Source organism: Acinetobacter sp. WU_MDCI_Abxe161, assembly GCF_025514355.1.
Lineage (GTDB): Bacteria > Pseudomonadota > Gammaproteobacteria > Pseudomonadales > Moraxellaceae > Acinetobacter > Acinetobacter pittii_E.
This window is the reverse complement of record NZ_JAHPTU010000001.1, coordinates 332,427-347,506: the sequence shown is the minus strand read 5'-3', so window position 1 is coordinate 347,506 and position 15,080 is coordinate 332,427. Positions and strand designations below refer to the sequence as shown.

Genomic DNA, 15,080 nt, shown 5'->3' with positions numbered 1-15,080 from the left:
GATTATAATCTAAAATATACAGGTTTTGATGTCAATCATAATCAATGTATAATTATAATGAACAGGGTGAATAAAAGTGGGTGCGCCATCATGAAAGTCAGTAAAACTCAGGTAAAAGAAAACCGAGATAAAATTGTTGAAAAGGCGACTCAACTGTTTCGTAGCAAAGGCTATGACGGCGTCGGCATTGCCGAGTTAATGTCTAGCGCAGGCTTTACCCACGGTGGGTTTTATAAACATTTCAGCTCGAAAACAGACCTTGTTTCCATTACCGCCAAATATGGTCTTGAGCAGGTTTTAAAAAGAATAGAAGGTCTAAACTTAACTCAATTTATTGAAATGTACGTATCTCGTACTCATCGAGACAATCGAGATCAGGGTTGCACTTTAACAGCACTATCTTGTGATGCCGCAAGACAGCCAGATGAAGTGAAAGTCGAATTTGAACAGGGCGTCGAGCAGCTTATTCAGTTCATTATGAATGAACGAGCAAAACAAGCTTCTTTAGAAACGGCAGAGTTAAGAAAGCAAGCCATTAATATTCTTGCCCAGTCTGTAGGAGCAATTGCTTTATCTCGCGCATGCCCCGATCAGTCTACGCTTAGCGATGAAATATTAGAAAGTTGCAGAGAGAGCCTGTTAAAGTTAGCTGATTAAGCTTTTTTATTTTTTAAACTTGTTTGGCTAAATTGAACTAGTCTCGCAATATCTACTGTTCGCTCATATATCAGTTCGGCTGCATGTTGGCAGGCGTGTTCTAATGTAATTGGACCATTGGCCAGTGAAAAAGCAGCCGTAACGCCGTGCTCATAAAGCGCTTGGTAGCCTTCACCTAATGTTCCTGCAATGACAATAACAGGAACGCCGTGAGCTTTGGCAATTTGACTCACCCCAAACACTGTTTTGCCACTTAAGGTCTGTTGGTCAAATTTACCTTCACCTGTAATGACCCAATCTGCATTTGAAATTTTATGGGCCAGTTGGTTAAGTTCGGCGACAACTTCAACTCCAGCTTTAAAATCCGCATTTAAATAACTTTTGGCTGCAAAACCTAGACCACCAGCAGCACCAGAACCCGCTTCATCTCGTTTGTCGTAACCCAAAAGGTGTGCAGAGACATCGGCAAAATGAGAAAGCGCTTCATCGAGTAAATGGACTTGAGCAGGAGAAGCACCTTTTTGTGGACCAAAAATATGTGATGCGCCGTTTGCGCCGCAAAGTGGATTAGTTACATCGGCAGCCAGTAAAAACTGTGTGTGCTGAATACGTGAGTCGAAATGTGTTAAATCAACTTTTGAAAGATGACTAAGGGCAAGACCGCCAGCAGGCAAAACGTTTTGGTTAGCATCGAGCAAAACTGCACCTAAAGCACTGAGCAATCCTGTGCCACCATCATTGGTGGCGCTACCGCCCACAGTTAGAATGATGTCTTTTGCACCTGCATCTAAAGCATCCAAAATGAGCTGGCCCGTTCCAAATGTTGTGCTGTGGCAGGCATCACGTTGTGAAGGCGCTATTAACTGTATGCCGCTCGCTTGAGCCATTTCAATCATGGCGATGCTTTGATTTTCTAACCATCCCCATTTAGCTTGAACAGGCTGACCTAATGGCCCGACCACGGTTTTTTCACGCCATTGACCACCGCAGACTTCTAAAACAGCTTCAATGGTTCCTTCGCCACCATCTGCCATAGGACATAAAATCGTTTCAGCATGGGGGAAAACTGCTTGCCATCCTTTGGCAATTGCTTGAGCTACGTTTAAAGCAGATAAGCTGTCTTTAAAAGAGTCAGGGGCAATAATGACTTTCATAAGCACTCTAATTCTGATGGATTTTTAATTGATTTATACTGCTTAATACGAAAAAAGCATAGATAAAACCAAATCAGAGTCAATTTGAAAAATCGGTCTAATCTGTTAAAAATGAAAACTAATAATAATGTTTTTATCTGTAAAAAACACATCCAATAAATTTTTAATTATTTGTTATATATAATTTTTTTAAAATAATACTATTGGACTGAATTATTGTAATTGTAAAGAATATGGCACATATTATAAGCAGGGTTGAGCCAGCTTTTAAAATATTGTGAATAAGATAAAAAGCGTACTCTCCTGACCAGCTAAACAGCAGATCGCCTAGATATAACCATAATTAAATTGTGATTTTATTGAATCTGTTGAGTGTGTAAGAAGAAATAAGAGGATGAAAAAGTGGATAATTCAGAAGAACAAAAGCACATACAGGAAAATAATGGCTTTGCGCGAATTGAGCCATATACTCATCCTGCTGGCGGTTGGGGAGCGCTTCTTAGTGTTGCTCGAAACTTAAAGCGACAAGATATTTTAAAAAAAGGTTCAATTACCTTACTCAATATTAACCAGCCTACAGGTTTTGACTGTCCCGGTTGTGCATGGCCAGAAAAGAAAGATGCTCATGCATTTAACTTCTGTGAAAATGGCGCAAAGGCAGTGGCTTTTGAAGCGACCAGTAAAACCGTTACTCCTGAATATTTTGCAGGTCACACTGTTAGTTGGTTATCAGAACAAAGTGACTTTTTTCTAGAAGACTTAGGCCGCTTGACCGATCCAGTCCGCTACGATGCTGCAACCGATAAATATATTCCTATTTCATGGGATGAAGCATTTCAGATTATTGCGAAACACCTCCATGCGCTAGACCACCCAGACCAAGCTGCGTTTTATACCTCTGGTCGTGCCAGTAACGAAGCGGCATTTTTATATCAATTGTTTGTGCGAAGCTTTGGTACAAATAATTTTCCAGACTGTTCGAACATGTGCCATGAAACCACAAGTGTTGGCTTACTTGACTCGATTGGTTTAGGAAAGGGCACCGTTACCCTAGAAGACTTTGATTTGGCTGATGCAATTTTCAGTTTTGGACACAACCCCGGAACCAATCACCCGCGTATGTTAGGTACTTTACGAGAAGTGTCTAAACGTGGCGGTAATATTGTTGCGATTAACCCGATTAAAGAGCGAGGTCTAGAGCGCTTTCAAGACCCGCAAGCACCGCTTGAAATGATGACCAATGGTAGTACACCAATTAGTCGCTATTATTTCCAACCTAAAATTGGTGGTGACTATGCGCTAATGTTAGGGATTTTAAAGCACTTAAATGAGTGGGATAAAAAAGCACTCGCTTCAGGTAAACCTAGTGTTTTTGACCGAAACTTTATTGCGGTTAATACAGTCGGTTTTGATGAGATGATTGCTGTGATCGATAGAACTGAGTGGGAAGATATTTATAAACACTCGGGGCTATCACCAGAGCATTTAGAAAAACTCGCCCAACTGTTTTTAGAGTCCGAGCGCTCAATTTTCTGTTGGGGAATGGGTATTACTCAACACCGCCACGGAACAGCCAATGTACATATGTTAGCCAATTTATTATTGGCGCGTGGTCAAATTGGTAGACCGGGTGCAGGGCTTTGTCCAGTTCGTGGACATAGTAATGTGCAAGGTGACCGCACCATGGGTATTAATGAGCTACCTAGTCCTAAATTACTCGACAACATTGATCGCGTGTTTGGAATTAAATCACCAAGAAAAAATGGATATGGTGTGGTCGAAACCATTAAAGCCATGGCTGAAGGTGAGGTCAAAGTCTTTATTGGTTTAGGTGGAAACTTTGCTGTTGCAACGCCCGATACCACCTATACGCAAGAAGCGCTTAGAAAGTGTGATTTAACTGTTCATGTTGCCACCAAGTTAAACCGTAGTCACTTGGTGTGTGGTAAAGATGCGCTCATTTTGCCATGTTTAGGTCGTACTGAAATTGATGAGCAGCTTCATGGTCCGCAGGCCATTTCTGTCGAAGATTCGATGAGTAATATTCACTTGTCGGCCGGACGTAATACTCCAATTTCTGAAAATATTTTGTCTGAACCAGACATTGTGGCAAGAATGGCTGAAGCGGTGCTGCCAGACAGTAAGATCAAATGGAAATGGTACATTGAAAGTTATGACCGTATTCGTGACTCAATTGCCGATGTGTTTGACGAGTTCCATGATTTTAATTTACGTGTCTATAAACCGGGTGGTTTCCACCTAGAGCATCCGGCCAATCAGCACATCTGGAATACAAAAAGTGGCAAAGCGCAGTTTATAATTACACCGCTGAGTGAAGTCTATGCCGATAAAGAACATCAATATGCTGCTGCATATACCGAGAGTAAAGTTTATACCTTAATGACCACTCGCTCTCATGACCAATACAACACGACGCTTTATGGTCTCGATGACCGTTACCGTGGGGTGTTCGGTCAGCGCCGTGTGTTATTTATGAATCAAGCCGATATTGATGAAGCTGGTTTTGAAGCAAACCAGTGGGTTGATATTGAAAGTGTTTTCTCAGATGGTGTGAAGCGTATTGTGCACAGTTTCCGTATTGTGCCATACAACATTCCACGTGGCAGCTTAGCGGCTTACTATCCTGAAACTAATCCTTTAGTGGCCTTAAGCAGTCATGACAAATATGCCAAGATTCCGGCTTCCAAAAGTGTGCCGGTGATTTTGCATCCCGGTAATGCACCAGAGCACTTCAACTTGGCAACGGCAGTTGACCCTGAAGATGCAGATAGAAAAGTAAGCAGCCTTTAAATCAAAGGCGATATTAACAATATCATCTCAACAAGTGGTGCTATTCAAAGCGCCACTTCAAGATAAAGGAAATTATTTTGACACCAGATTCTTATGGGGTTGAAACATTACAAGTAAAGCGGTTTAAGAAAGCCGAGTCTAAAAGTGTTTTAGATCATATTGTTCAAGAGCATCCGATTGCTTTGGTATATAACGGTATTTCTCATGCGGTGATGATGGCAACACCGACCGATGTCGATTTATTTGCCAAAGGTTTTAGCCTTTCCGAAGGAATTTTAACGAGCTTAAAAGAACTATATGCCATTGAGGTTCATCAAAGTGAATTGGGCATTACGGTTGAAATGACCATTTCATCCAGAGCTTTTGCTGCCTTAAAAGAAAGACGACGTATGTTGGTGGGGCGTACAGGTTGTGGTTTATGTGGTATTGAAAGTTTAGAGCAGCTTCAGCTCGACATTTCTAAAATTACCATCGAACCTTCCAAAGAGTGGCTCGAACAAATTCCAGTTGCGATTTCTCAATTAAAAGATCAACAAAAAATTACTGCCTTAACAGGTGGAGCACATGCCGCAGCTTGGGTGGTTGAAGGCAAAATTATGGCTTTATTTGAAGATGTTGGCCGTCACAATGCCTTAGATAAATTGCTGGGTTATTTAGCTCAAGAAAACTACGACACCAGTTTAGGTTTTGTTGTTATGACCAGTCGTGCAAGCTATGAACTGATACGAAAATGTGCCCAGCTTAATATTGGTTTATTGGCTTCAATTTCTGCTCCAACCAGCATGGCTATTAGGCTCGCAAAAATATCTGGCTTAACATTGGCAAGCTTTTGTCGCGGAGATGATTTTGTTTTATATACATGAGCACAGTGCTTTAAAATATTGATGAAATAAGTTCAAATCAAAAATAATGGCAATATACATTTCTATTTTGCCTAATTTTAAGTTAAGCACGAGCTTTATACTTTATGATCAGATGTATGTAGTTCAGAGTGTGTCCCAATGGCTTGGTTGCAGTCTTTAAAAGATTGGGCAAAACGTCTAAAAAAACAAATTATTATGCTTTGGTTTGCATCAAAGCATCCTCAAATGCCGTGGTTACCCAAAATTATTGCTGTGGTGGCTGTGGCTTATGCTTTTAGTCCGATCGATTTAATTCCAGACTTTATTCCCATTTTAGGATTTATTGATGACGCTTTAATTCTGCCTATACTGATTTGGTTAGCAGTTCGATTTACGCCTAAACAAGTCATTTTTGATGCAGAACAACAGGCTGAAGAATGGCTAGAACAGCAAGAGCGTCGACCTCAAAATTATTTGGTTGCCGTACTCATTATTTTAATTTGGATAACTTTGGCAATAATGGCTTATTTCTATTTTGGTGGTGGGTTGTAATTTAAAAACCATCAAAGTTTAGAATCGTAAATTTAAAGGCATTAACATTGTGCTTTGCTACAACTCAAAGGATAATAACGTTTTTATAAGCTATGGGTTGCAGACAATGAAAATCGTCGCAGATGAAAATTTGGCATTTACCGATTACTTTTTTTCTGAGTTTGGCGATATTCAACACAAAGCAGGGCGCACTTTAACTCATGCAGATGTTAAAGATGCTGAAGCATTATTAGTTCGTTCAGTCACCGCAGTGAATGAAAATTTAATTGAAAACACAGCATTAAAATATGTGGGCAGCGCGACAATCGGCACTGATCATTTAGACATTGCGGCTTTAGAAAAACAAGGTATTACGTGGGCCAATGCCGCAGGTTGTAATGCACAGGCTGTGGCTGAATATGTCATTACTGCTTTACTTCATTTAGATGAGAGCCTTTTAGAACCACAAGAAAAATTTACGCTAGGCATTGTTGGTCTTGGAAATGTCGGTAAGCGTTTGGCCTATATGGCCCAGTTACTTGGTTGGAATGTGATTGGTTTTGACCCATATGTGCATTTAGATTCAATTGAAAATGTAAACTTTCAAACTTTGTTGCAACAAGCCAATGCGATTTCAATACATGTACCTTTAACCAAAAATGATGAACATGCCACATATCATCTGTTTGATGAAAAAGCTTTTGCAGCGCTTCAACCGAACACGATTTTAATTAATAGTGCACGTGGCCCAGTCGTTAAAGAAGCCGCTTTAATCGAAGACATTCAACGTACTCAGCGTAAAGTCGTGCTTGATGTATTTGAACATGAACCCGTCATCTCTGAGGAACTTATAGATATGTTGGCTTTAGCAACACCGCATATTGCAGGTTATAGCTTGGAAGGTAAGGCACGCGGTACGCAAATGATTTATGAAGCGTTCTGCCAAAAGTTTGGATTCGATATAAATAAACGTTTCGAAACTCAGTTGCCTGTATGTGACGACTATTTTTCAGGAAATGATTTAAAAGCAGTGTTAAAGCAAAAATTAGCTCAGATTTATGATATTGCTCAAGATGATGTCAACATTCGTGCCTGCATTAAAGATGGTAAAGTAGAGCAAAAAGCATTTGATTTATTACGTAAGAATTATCCGCTGCGCCGTGAATGGGCAGCACATGGGGGACTACAGGCATGAGTTTAAGTTATCAACCTACTTGTTCAATTGATGCTTTAAAGGCTCGTGCTAAGCTTTACACTCAAATTCGTCAGTTTTTTGCTGAACGTGATGTGATGGAAGTCGAAACACCCATTGTTTCACAAGCAGGTGTCACCGATGTACATTTAGCTTCTGTTCAGGTTTTACGTCATATTAATGGCAAATTGCGAACTCAATATTTACAAACGTCACCAGAGTTTGCCATGAAGCGTTTGCTGGCAAGTGGCAGCGGGCCAATTTATCAAATCTGTAAGGTTTTCCGAGACGATGAACACGGGCGTAAACACAATAGTGAATTTACCATGCTTGAATGGTATCGTCCGGGTCTAGACTTAAAAGCTTTAATGCATGAAACCGCTGATTTATTGCAAACCTGTTTACAGCACCGTTTTGGTGAAGTTCGTCCGTTTATTTTAAGTTATAAACATGCTTTTCAGGACCGCTTGGACATTAACCCGTTGCAGGCCACTTTAAAGCAACTCAAAGATACGGCAAATCGTGTGGGGTTAAATCTTGATTTAGGCGATGACCGTTTAGCTTATATGGATTTGTTGTTTTCTCATTTTGTTGAGCCAAGTTTAGGTTTTGATGCGCCTGTCTTTTTAACTGACTTTCCGCCAGAAATGGCCTCTTTGGCGAAAGTGAAACTAGATGAAGATGGGGAAGAGGTTGCAGCACGGTTTGAGGTTTATATTGAAGGGTTAGAGCTTGCCAATGCATACGATGAATTACTTGATGCAGACGTGTTGCGTTCACGCTTTGAAGCAGACAATGCAGAGCGTGCTAAACAAGGCCTTCATGTCATGCCATTAGATGAACATTTATTATCAGCGTTACCTCATATGCCGGAATGTTCTGGTATCGCTTTAGGTGTAGACCGTTTACTCATGGTTGCCACAGATCAGGTCAAAATTGAAAAAGTAGTTACCTTTCCAGCAGAAATTGCCTAAAACTGACAAATAAAAAAGCCACAATATTGTGGCTTTTTTATTTAAGACGGATTCAAATTAAGCTTGTTGAATACCAGCAACGACCCAGTCTTGCTGAGAACCAACTGGCTTAACAAAGTGCCAGATTTCAGTAAACGGTTGTGGCAAGCTGTTTAAATCTTCACTTACTGTACCAGTGAAGCGTACGCTTACTACGTATTGACCATTTTCAGTCGCACTGTCTACAACCATCGCATTCAAGTTACTAAATTCAGCAACGTCTTGATCTTGGTTTTCCATAATGTCGTTATACATAGAACTATAAAGTTCTGGTGTTAAGTAACGGCGAATCTCTTCAATGTTACTTGCAGTATTCATCGACTGGATGTGATTAAAACGTTGACGTGCAATACGCAAGAACGCAGCAGGCTCAGTACCATCTGGAAGTTGATTGCCATTGCTCGTTGTTGCACCACCAAAAGGCGCTTGGGTTGCTGCACCGCCACCCACAGATTGACCAAAGATATTTGTATTATCTCCAGCATTACGTGGAGCAGCTTGTGGTGCAGCAGAACGGCCAAATGGGTTTTGACCGTCATTATTTGGTGCGTAAGGGTTGTTACCCGCTAATTTTTTTTTTGATCCCAATTTACGGAATACAAAGAAAGCGAGAGCTGCGGCAAGTAAGACCCAAATCCAGCCAGGGATTCCACCTTTTTTCTCTTCTTGGGCTTGAGCAGCTTGTTCATTTCCAGGTTGTGTTGCTTGCTGTTCAGTTGATGTTGATTTGTCATCAGCTAAAGCATTTGCTGCAACAGCACCTACGGCAGCACCAGCTACACCAGCCGCAACCATTGAACCTACGCCTGGACCTGATCTTTGAGGTGCCGTAGCAGGTTGTTGAGCAGGAGTCACTTGACGAGGTTGTTGATAAGACTGGCTTGAAGTAGTAGAACGTGCCATACCGTGGCTTTTACCACCACCTGCACGTTTAGCTTCAGCAAGAGGAGAAATTGCTAAAGCAGCCATTAAAATACCGGTAATCAAGCCACGCTGGTGTACTTCCATAGGAAATTCCTGTTTAAAGTTAATTTGTAATAGTATTTATGCAGGTATTTACTCTAAATTTCAACCTTAAAAGTATGTTTTTTTATGTCAATTCATCACTGAGTTGCATCGCTTCGGTCAACGCTTCATGCAAGCGGGCAACGGCAATGACTTGAACGCCCGGAATTGCTTTTTGAGGGGCGTTTCCTCTTGGTAAAATGACATATTTAAAGCCATGTTTTGCAGCTTCTTTTAAACGCTCTTGTCCGTTAGGAACTGGGCGAATTTCACCAGAAAGACCAACTTCACCAAAAACTGCAAGCTGTTGAGGCAACGCTTTAGTGCGCAAACTTGAAGCACATGCGAGTAAGACAGCCAAGTCAGAACCTGTTTCGGTAATTTTTAAGCCACCTACAATGTTGACATACACGTCTTGTCCAGTAGTTTGAACACCGCCATGACGATGCATTACAGCAAGCAGCATATTTAAACGGTTTTGCTCAAGACCCAAAGCAACACGTCGTGGTTGTCCTTGAGCATCATCAACTAACGCTTGTACTTCAACTAAAAGCGGGCGAGTTCCTTCACGGCTAATCATAACAATTGAACCGGGAATCGCTTCATCATATCGACTTAAGAAAATGGCAGAAGGGTTGGCAATTTCACGTAGGCCTTTATCAGTCATGCCAAATACGCCAAGTTCGTTCACTGCACCAAAACGGTTTTTAACTGCACGAATCATGCGATAACGAGAGTCTGATTGGCCTTCAAAGTAAAGTACGCAGTCCACCATATGTTCTAAAACACGTGGGCCTGCTAGTGCACCTTCTTTAGTCACATGACCAACAATGAAGAGTGCCGTGCCACTATTTTTTGCATAGCGGGTTAATAAAGCGGCAGATTCACGAATTTGTGAAACACCACCCGGAGCAGATTGGAGGGTTTCTGTATAAAGTGTTTGAATCGAATCTAGAATAGCCACTACAGGTTTTTCTTGTTCTAAAACTTCGCAAATTCGTTCTACACAGGTTTCCGCCATGACTTTTAATTGGTCAGTAGGTAAGTCAAGGCGTTGAGCACGAAGCGCAACCTGAGACAAAGATTCTTCACCGGTAATATAAAGCGCAGAGCTTTTTGCGCTTGCCATATGAGTTGCGGTTTGTAAAAGAATGGTCGATTTACCAATACCAGGGTCACCACCAATCAGCACAACAGAACCTGTCACCAAACCGCCACCAAGTACACGGTCAAATTCGCTAATCCCTGTAGGTAAGCGGGTTTCATGCGAAACTGAAACTTTATTTAATGTTGTAATATTCGCGACTTGACCGGCATAGCCTCCAATTTTTGGACGTGCACGGTGAGCAGTGGTCGGCTCAAGTTTGACTTCAGTCAGAGAATTCCATTCACCACACTCTGAGCATTGACCAGCCCATTTAAGATGATCGGCCCCACATTGCTCGCAACGGTAAACAGTTTTGACTTTGCTCATATTTGATTCAGTTGAAAACTTCTTAATTAATAGTAGAAACGGAGTATAACAAAACCAAAATATAGAATCAGTTTTGAAGTGGAATACATTTTGCTTAATTTAAAACAACGTAAAAATCAGGTCTTTGTCATGTGTTAACTAATCTAAAAGATTAAGATCGAGCAGGGTGTTTTTTAATAAACAGATGAAGGACTGAAATGAAATTGAAAATTAGAGAAACAATCAAATTGAGTTGTCTTTTTAATTTAAAAATCAGACCAGTTCAAGTCATGTTTTTAGACCGTAAAGTGCGTTGTATTGCTATGGGCTTGTGCGTATTATCAGATTTAATTGTATGTAGCTTGAAATCATCAGCAATACAGATAAAAATCGGTTAGCTGAAAAATTGTCAAAAAATATACATTTAAAAGATACCTGCAAATGGTGCGATATCGTCTTTTTGATTTTAGCTAACGGACTAAAAAAAATTACTGGAGTGTATTAATAAGATGTCGAATCAAAATCTGAGTGAGTCTCATGAACATGGTGAGCTCCATCGTAGCCTCTCAAATCGGCATTTACAGCTGATCGCGATTGGCGGTGCAATTGGTACAGGATTGTTTATGGGATCAGGCAAAACAATTAGTCTTGCTGGCCCATCGATCTTATTCATTTATCTAATTATTGGTGTGATGGTGTTTTTTGTCATGCGTGCGCTTGGCGAATTACTTCTTTCAAATCTTGAATATAAATCATTTATTGACTTCTCTACAGATTTAATTGGTCCATGGGCCGGTTACTTTGTGGGATGGACCTATTGGCTGTGTTGGATCACGATTGGTATTGCTGACCTCTCTGCAATTATCTATTACTTACAGTTCTTCAATAATGGTCTGCCTTTCACACCTGTTGAGGGGGCGATGATCAGTGTTGCTGCCATTGTATTTATTATGGGTTTAAACCTATTAACTGTACGTCTATTTGGTGAATTAGAGTTTTGGTTTGCGCTCATTAAGATTCTTGCGATTATTATTTTAATCGCTGTGGGTCTATGGATGATCTTTACAGGCTTTACTTCGACTACAGGTGAAGTTGCTTCATTTACTCATCTATGGGCAAATGGTGGTTTCTTCCCAACAGGCGTGCATGGCTTCTTGGCAGGCTTCCAAATCGCGATCTTTGCCTTCGTTGGTGTAGAACTTGTGGGAACAACAGCTGCCGAAACGAAAGATCCAGCACGTAACTTACCAAAAGCAATTAACTCAATTCCAATTCGTATCATTATTTTCTACGTATTGGCATTGTTGATTGTAATGTCAGTAACACCATGGAATAAAATTGATCCAGCAATCAGCCCGTTTGTAAACTTGTTCAGTCAAGCAGGGGTGGCTGCAGCAGCAATTTTGATGAACTTGGTGGTGTTGTCATCAGTGATGTCGTCAATGAACAGTGGCGTGTTTTCAACAAGCCGTATGTTATTTGGTTTATCTCGTGAAGATCAGGGACCAAAAGCTTTTGGTAAATTGAACAGACGTGCAGTACCTGCAAATGCATTGTATTTCTCTGCTGCGTGTTTATTGTTAGGCGCAGCATTACAGTATTTTGTACCAAATACTGTTGAAGCATTTACGCTCGCAACAACACTTTCAACGATTTTGTTCATTTGCGTGTGGTTACTCATTATCTGGAGTTATATCCGTTACTACACGACGCGTCCTGAGCTACATGCAAAATCAACATTTAAATTACCGGGTGGTCTATTTACATGTTGGATCACGATTATTTTCTTTATTGGCATGATTTACGTGTTGTCTTTAGAACCAGATACGTTCAAAGCACTTAAAGTCAGCCCAATTTGGTTTCTTATCTTGATCATTGGTTATTTCTTCTTCTATAAACCGCGTCATAAAAAGTAATTAAATTTATTTGGTTATGATCAAACGCTGGCTGAAAAGCTGGCGTTTTTTATGCATATTGTTTTTCTCTTTAAGTTTACTCTTTAGCCGCCTGCATGATCACGGTATACTGCATCGAATTGTTTAAATCAGGTGCTCAGATGCGTCGTGTCATTTGCCTCATCAGTTTATTGAGCAGCAGTATTTTGCTAAGCGCTTGTGGTCAGTCAGGAGCATTACAGCTACCTTCTGATCCGAATTATGACAAACGTGCGAAATACTTGCTCTATCGTAATAAAGAACAGAAACAAGTTGTGCAACAGGATGAACAAGCTGAACAGTCAGTTGAAGCATCAGCCCCAACCCAAACAACATCACCTTAAGCTTTGAAATAAGGACACATTCATGAGTTTCACTCGCATTAATGGAGTATTGCATGCAGAGCAATGTTCTATGGAGCAGCTTGCGCAGCAATTTGGCACACCTTTGTATGTTTATTCAAAAGCAGCTTTTGAAAAACATTACTTAGATATGGACCGTGCTTTTGATTTTATTGATCATCAAATCTGTTTTGCGGTGAAATCTAACTCAAATTTAGCTGTTTTGAATGTATTGGCAAAACTTGGTGCTGGCTTTGATATCGTATCGGGTGGGGAACTAGCACGTGTTTTAAAAGCGGGTGGAGATGCATCTAAAGTTGTTTTTTCTGGTTTAGGTAAAACCGAAGCCGATATCGAAACATCGTTAAATGTAGGTATTGCTTGCTTTAATGTAGAGTCTTATGCAGAGCTGGACCGTCTGCAAAAAGTCGCAGCTCGTCTAGGCAAAAAAGCGCCGATTTCTTTACGTGTAAATCCAGACGTAGATGCAAAAACTCATCCTTATATTTCAACAGGTTTAAAAGAAAATAAATTTGGTATTCCAAGTGATACCGTTTATGAAACCTATCAATATGCTGCATCTTTACCAAATCTTGAAATCATTGGTATTGACTGCCACATCGGTTCGCAATTGACCGAGACCAAACCATTCGTTGATGCTTTAGATCGTGTCATGGTAATGATCGAAGAATTGAAAAAGCTTGGTATCAATCTTAAACATATTGATATCGGTGGTGGTTTAGGGGTTTGTTATAAAGATGAAACACCGCCAAGTGTTGAAGAATATGCCAACTCAATGAAACCTGCTTTACAAAAGTTAGGTCTCAAGGTTTATATGGAACCGGGCCGTAGCATTAGTGCAAATGCAGGTGCGCTTTTAACCAAAGTGGATTTGCTCAAGCCAACGAGCCACCGTAACTTTGCCATTATTGATGCAGCAATGAATGATTTAATTCGCCCTGCATTATATGAAGCTTGGATGGATATTCAACCTGTAGTGCCAAGTTCAGATGCTGAAGAAAAAACTTGGGATTTGGTTGGTGCAATTTGTGAGACAGGCGACTTTATCGGTAAAGATCGCTCATTGGCTTTAAAAGAAAATGACTTGTTAGCTGTTCTCGGTGCTGGCGCTTATGGTTTTGTCATGAGTTCAAATTACAACACACGTGGACGTGCTGCAGAAGTGATGGTGTCTGGCGACAAAGCTCATTTAATTCGTGAGCGTGAAACGGTTGAGTCGCTTTGGGAAAAAGAAAGATTGTTGCCTGAGGAGTAAATGAAATGTTGTTAGAATTTACTAAAATGCATGGGCTAGGCAATGACTTTATGGTGGTTGATCTGATCAGCCAACGTGCCTATTTGGATACAGAAACAATTCAACGCTTAGCTGACCGTCATTTTGGCATCGGTTTTGATCAACTTTTAATTGTTGAACCACCAGATTTACCGGAAGCAGATTTTAAATATCGTATTTTTAATGCTGATGGCTCTGAAGTTGAACAATGTGGTAACGGTGTACGTTGTTTTGCTCGCTTTGTACATGAGCGCCATTTAACAACAAAAACGAGTATTACTGTTCAAACCAAAGCTGGGATTGTAAAACCTGAACTGGGGCAAAATGGTTGGGTTCGTGTGAATATGGGCTATCCAAAATTCTTGCCGAATGAAATTCCATTTATTGCTGAACAACCAGAAGCTTTATATACACTTGAGTTAGCCAACGACCAAAACATCAGTATTGATGTGGTCAATATGGGTAATCCTCATGCTGTCACTATTGTTCCAGATGTATTAACTGCAGATGTTGCTGGTATTGGTCCACAAGTTGAGTCACATAAACGTTTCCCTGAACGTGTGAATGCTGGTTTCATGCAAATTATTGATGAAAAACATGTGCGTTTACGTGTATTTGAACGTGGTGTAGGTGAAACACTTGCATGTGGTACAGGCGCTTGTGCTGCTGCGGTCAGTGGTATGCGTCGTGGTTTACTTGCTAACTCAGTTGAAGTTGAACTTGCTGGTGGTAAGTTACAAATTGAATGGCAAGAAGGTGATGTGGTCTGGATGACGGGCCCGACAACTCATGTATATGACGGGCGTTTGGATTTACGTTATTTCCAAGGTTAATCGCATGACCTAAAAAGAAG

Annotated in this window: 13 protein-coding genes; 10 read left to right on the top strand and 3 right to left on the bottom strand. The window is 40.6% G+C overall.

Going from position 1 to position 15,080, the window contains the following annotated elements; genetic code table 11:
* The first annotated feature begins 90 nt into the window (after window positions 1–90).
* Complete coding sequence (locus KTI78_RS01660) at window positions 91–657, top strand: TetR/AcrR family transcriptional regulator (protein WP_262444997.1); 567 nt, start codon at window positions 91–93, stop codon at window positions 655–657.
* On the opposite strand, the gene KTI78_RS01655 is transcribed toward KTI78_RS01660, so the two are convergent.
* Window positions 654–1,811, bottom strand: coding sequence for a glycerate kinase (locus tag KTI78_RS01655; protein WP_262444996.1), 1,158 nt, complete (start codon window positions 1,809–1,811; stop codon window positions 654–656). The two genes, KTI78_RS01660 and KTI78_RS01655, sit on opposite strands and share 4 nt — an antisense overlap.
* Window positions 1,812–2,213: 402 nt before the next feature.
* Here KTI78_RS01655 and KTI78_RS01650 point away from each other — a divergent pair, with 402 nt between their 5' ends.
* From KTI78_RS01650 to epmA, 5 genes are all read left to right on the top strand, one after another.
* On the top strand, window positions 2,214–4,622 hold the full coding sequence (locus KTI78_RS01650; protein WP_262444995.1) for an FdhF/YdeP family oxidoreductase: 2,409 nt from the start codon (window positions 2,214–2,216) through the stop codon (window positions 4,620–4,622).
* A gap of 77 nt (window positions 4,623–4,699) precedes the next feature.
* Window positions 4,700–5,485, top strand: coding sequence for a formate dehydrogenase accessory sulfurtransferase FdhD (gene fdhD / locus KTI78_RS01645; protein ID WP_262444994.1), 786 nt, complete (start codon window positions 4,700–4,702; stop codon window positions 5,483–5,485).
* 138 nt (window positions 5,486–5,623) lie between these two features.
* Complete coding sequence (locus KTI78_RS01640; protein WP_224991532.1) at window positions 5,624–6,016, top strand: YkvA family protein; 393 nt, start codon at window positions 5,624–5,626, stop codon at window positions 6,014–6,016.
* Between the two features lie 106 nt (window positions 6,017–6,122).
* Window positions 6,123–7,190, top strand: a complete 1,068-nt coding sequence (locus KTI78_RS01635; RefSeq protein ID WP_262444993.1) for a 4-phosphoerythronate dehydrogenase — start codon at window positions 6,123–6,125, stop codon at window positions 7,188–7,190.
* A complete protein-coding gene (epmA, locus tag KTI78_RS01630) occupies window positions 7,187–8,161 on the top strand; it encodes an EF-P lysine aminoacylase EpmA (RefSeq protein ID WP_262444992.1) in 975 nt (324 codons plus the stop codon). Before KTI78_RS01635 ends, epmA begins: the two co-directional genes overlap by 4 nt.
* A gap of 57 nt (window positions 8,162–8,218) precedes the next feature.
* Here the strand turns inward: epmA and KTI78_RS01625 are convergent, their stop codons facing one another.
* Entirely contained in the window at window positions 8,219–9,208 is a 990-nt protein-coding gene (locus KTI78_RS01625; RefSeq protein ID WP_016140221.1) for a Tim44 domain-containing protein, read from the bottom strand.
* 82 nt (window positions 9,209–9,290) lie between these two features.
* Window positions 9,291–10,679 carry a DNA repair protein RadA gene (gene radA, locus KTI78_RS01620; RefSeq protein WP_262444991.1) on the bottom strand — a complete coding sequence of 463 codons (1,389 nt, stop codon included), beginning with the start codon at window positions 10,677–10,679 and terminating at the stop codon, window positions 9,291–9,293.
* 488 nt (window positions 10,680–11,167) lie between these two features.
* Between radA and KTI78_RS01615 the strand changes: the two genes are divergently transcribed.
* The 4 genes from KTI78_RS01615 (at window position 11,168) to dapF (ending at window position 15,060) form a co-directional block, all read left to right on the top strand.
* On the top strand, window positions 11,168–12,574 hold the full coding sequence (locus KTI78_RS01615; protein WP_016140223.1) for an amino acid permease: 1,407 nt from the start codon (window positions 11,168–11,170) through the stop codon (window positions 12,572–12,574).
* 140 nt (window positions 12,575–12,714) lie between these two features.
* Window positions 12,715–12,936 (top strand): LPS translocon maturation chaperone LptM, encoded by a 222-nt coding sequence (lptM, locus tag KTI78_RS01610; RefSeq protein ID WP_016140224.1) that lies wholly within the window; start codon window positions 12,715–12,717, stop codon window positions 12,934–12,936.
* Window positions 12,937–12,958: 22 nt separating this feature from the next.
* Entirely contained in the window at window positions 12,959–14,209 is a 1,251-nt protein-coding gene (lysA, locus tag KTI78_RS01605) for a diaminopimelate decarboxylase (RefSeq protein WP_262444990.1), read from the top strand.
* 5 nt (window positions 14,210–14,214) lie between these two features.
* On the top strand, window positions 14,215–15,060 hold the full coding sequence (dapF, locus tag KTI78_RS01600; RefSeq protein ID WP_016140226.1) for a diaminopimelate epimerase: 846 nt from the start codon (window positions 14,215–14,217) through the stop codon (window positions 15,058–15,060).
* Window positions 15,061–15,080 lie beyond the last annotated feature (20 nt).

Excerpts from the sequence above, each read along its gene's own strand:
- lptM (WP_016140224.1), top strand. The coding sequence starts at position 12,715 with ATGCGTCGTGTCATTTGCCTCATCAGTTTATTGAGCAGCAGTATTTTG.
- KTI78_RS01625 (WP_016140221.1), bottom strand. The coding sequence starts at position 9,208 with ATGGAAGTACACCAGCGTGGCTTGATTACCGGTATTTTAATGGCTGCT.
- KTI78_RS01635 (WP_262444993.1), top strand. The coding sequence starts at position 6,123 with ATGAAAATCGTCGCAGATGAAAATTTGGCATTTACCGATTACTTTTTT.
- lysA (WP_262444990.1), top strand. The coding sequence starts at position 12,959 with ATGAGTTTCACTCGCATTAATGGAGTATTGCATGCAGAGCAATGTTCT.
- KTI78_RS01655 (WP_262444996.1), bottom strand. The coding sequence starts at position 1,811 with ATGAAAGTCATTATTGCCCCTGACTCTTTTAAAGACAGCTTATCTGCT.
- dapF (WP_016140226.1), top strand. The coding sequence starts at position 14,215 with ATGTTGTTAGAATTTACTAAAATGCATGGGCTAGGCAATGACTTTATG.
- KTI78_RS01660 (WP_262444997.1), top strand. The coding sequence starts at position 91 with ATGAAAGTCAGTAAAACTCAGGTAAAAGAAAACCGAGATAAAATTGTT.
- radA (WP_262444991.1), bottom strand. The coding sequence starts at position 10,679 with ATGAGCAAAGTCAAAACTGTTTACCGTTGCGAGCAATGTGGGGCCGAT.
- epmA (WP_262444992.1), top strand. The coding sequence starts at position 7,187 with ATGAGTTTAAGTTATCAACCTACTTGTTCAATTGATGCTTTAAAGGCT.
- KTI78_RS01640 (WP_224991532.1), top strand. The coding sequence starts at position 5,624 with ATGGCTTGGTTGCAGTCTTTAAAAGATTGGGCAAAACGTCTAAAAAAA.
- KTI78_RS01615 (WP_016140223.1), top strand. The coding sequence starts at position 11,168 with ATGTCGAATCAAAATCTGAGTGAGTCTCATGAACATGGTGAGCTCCAT.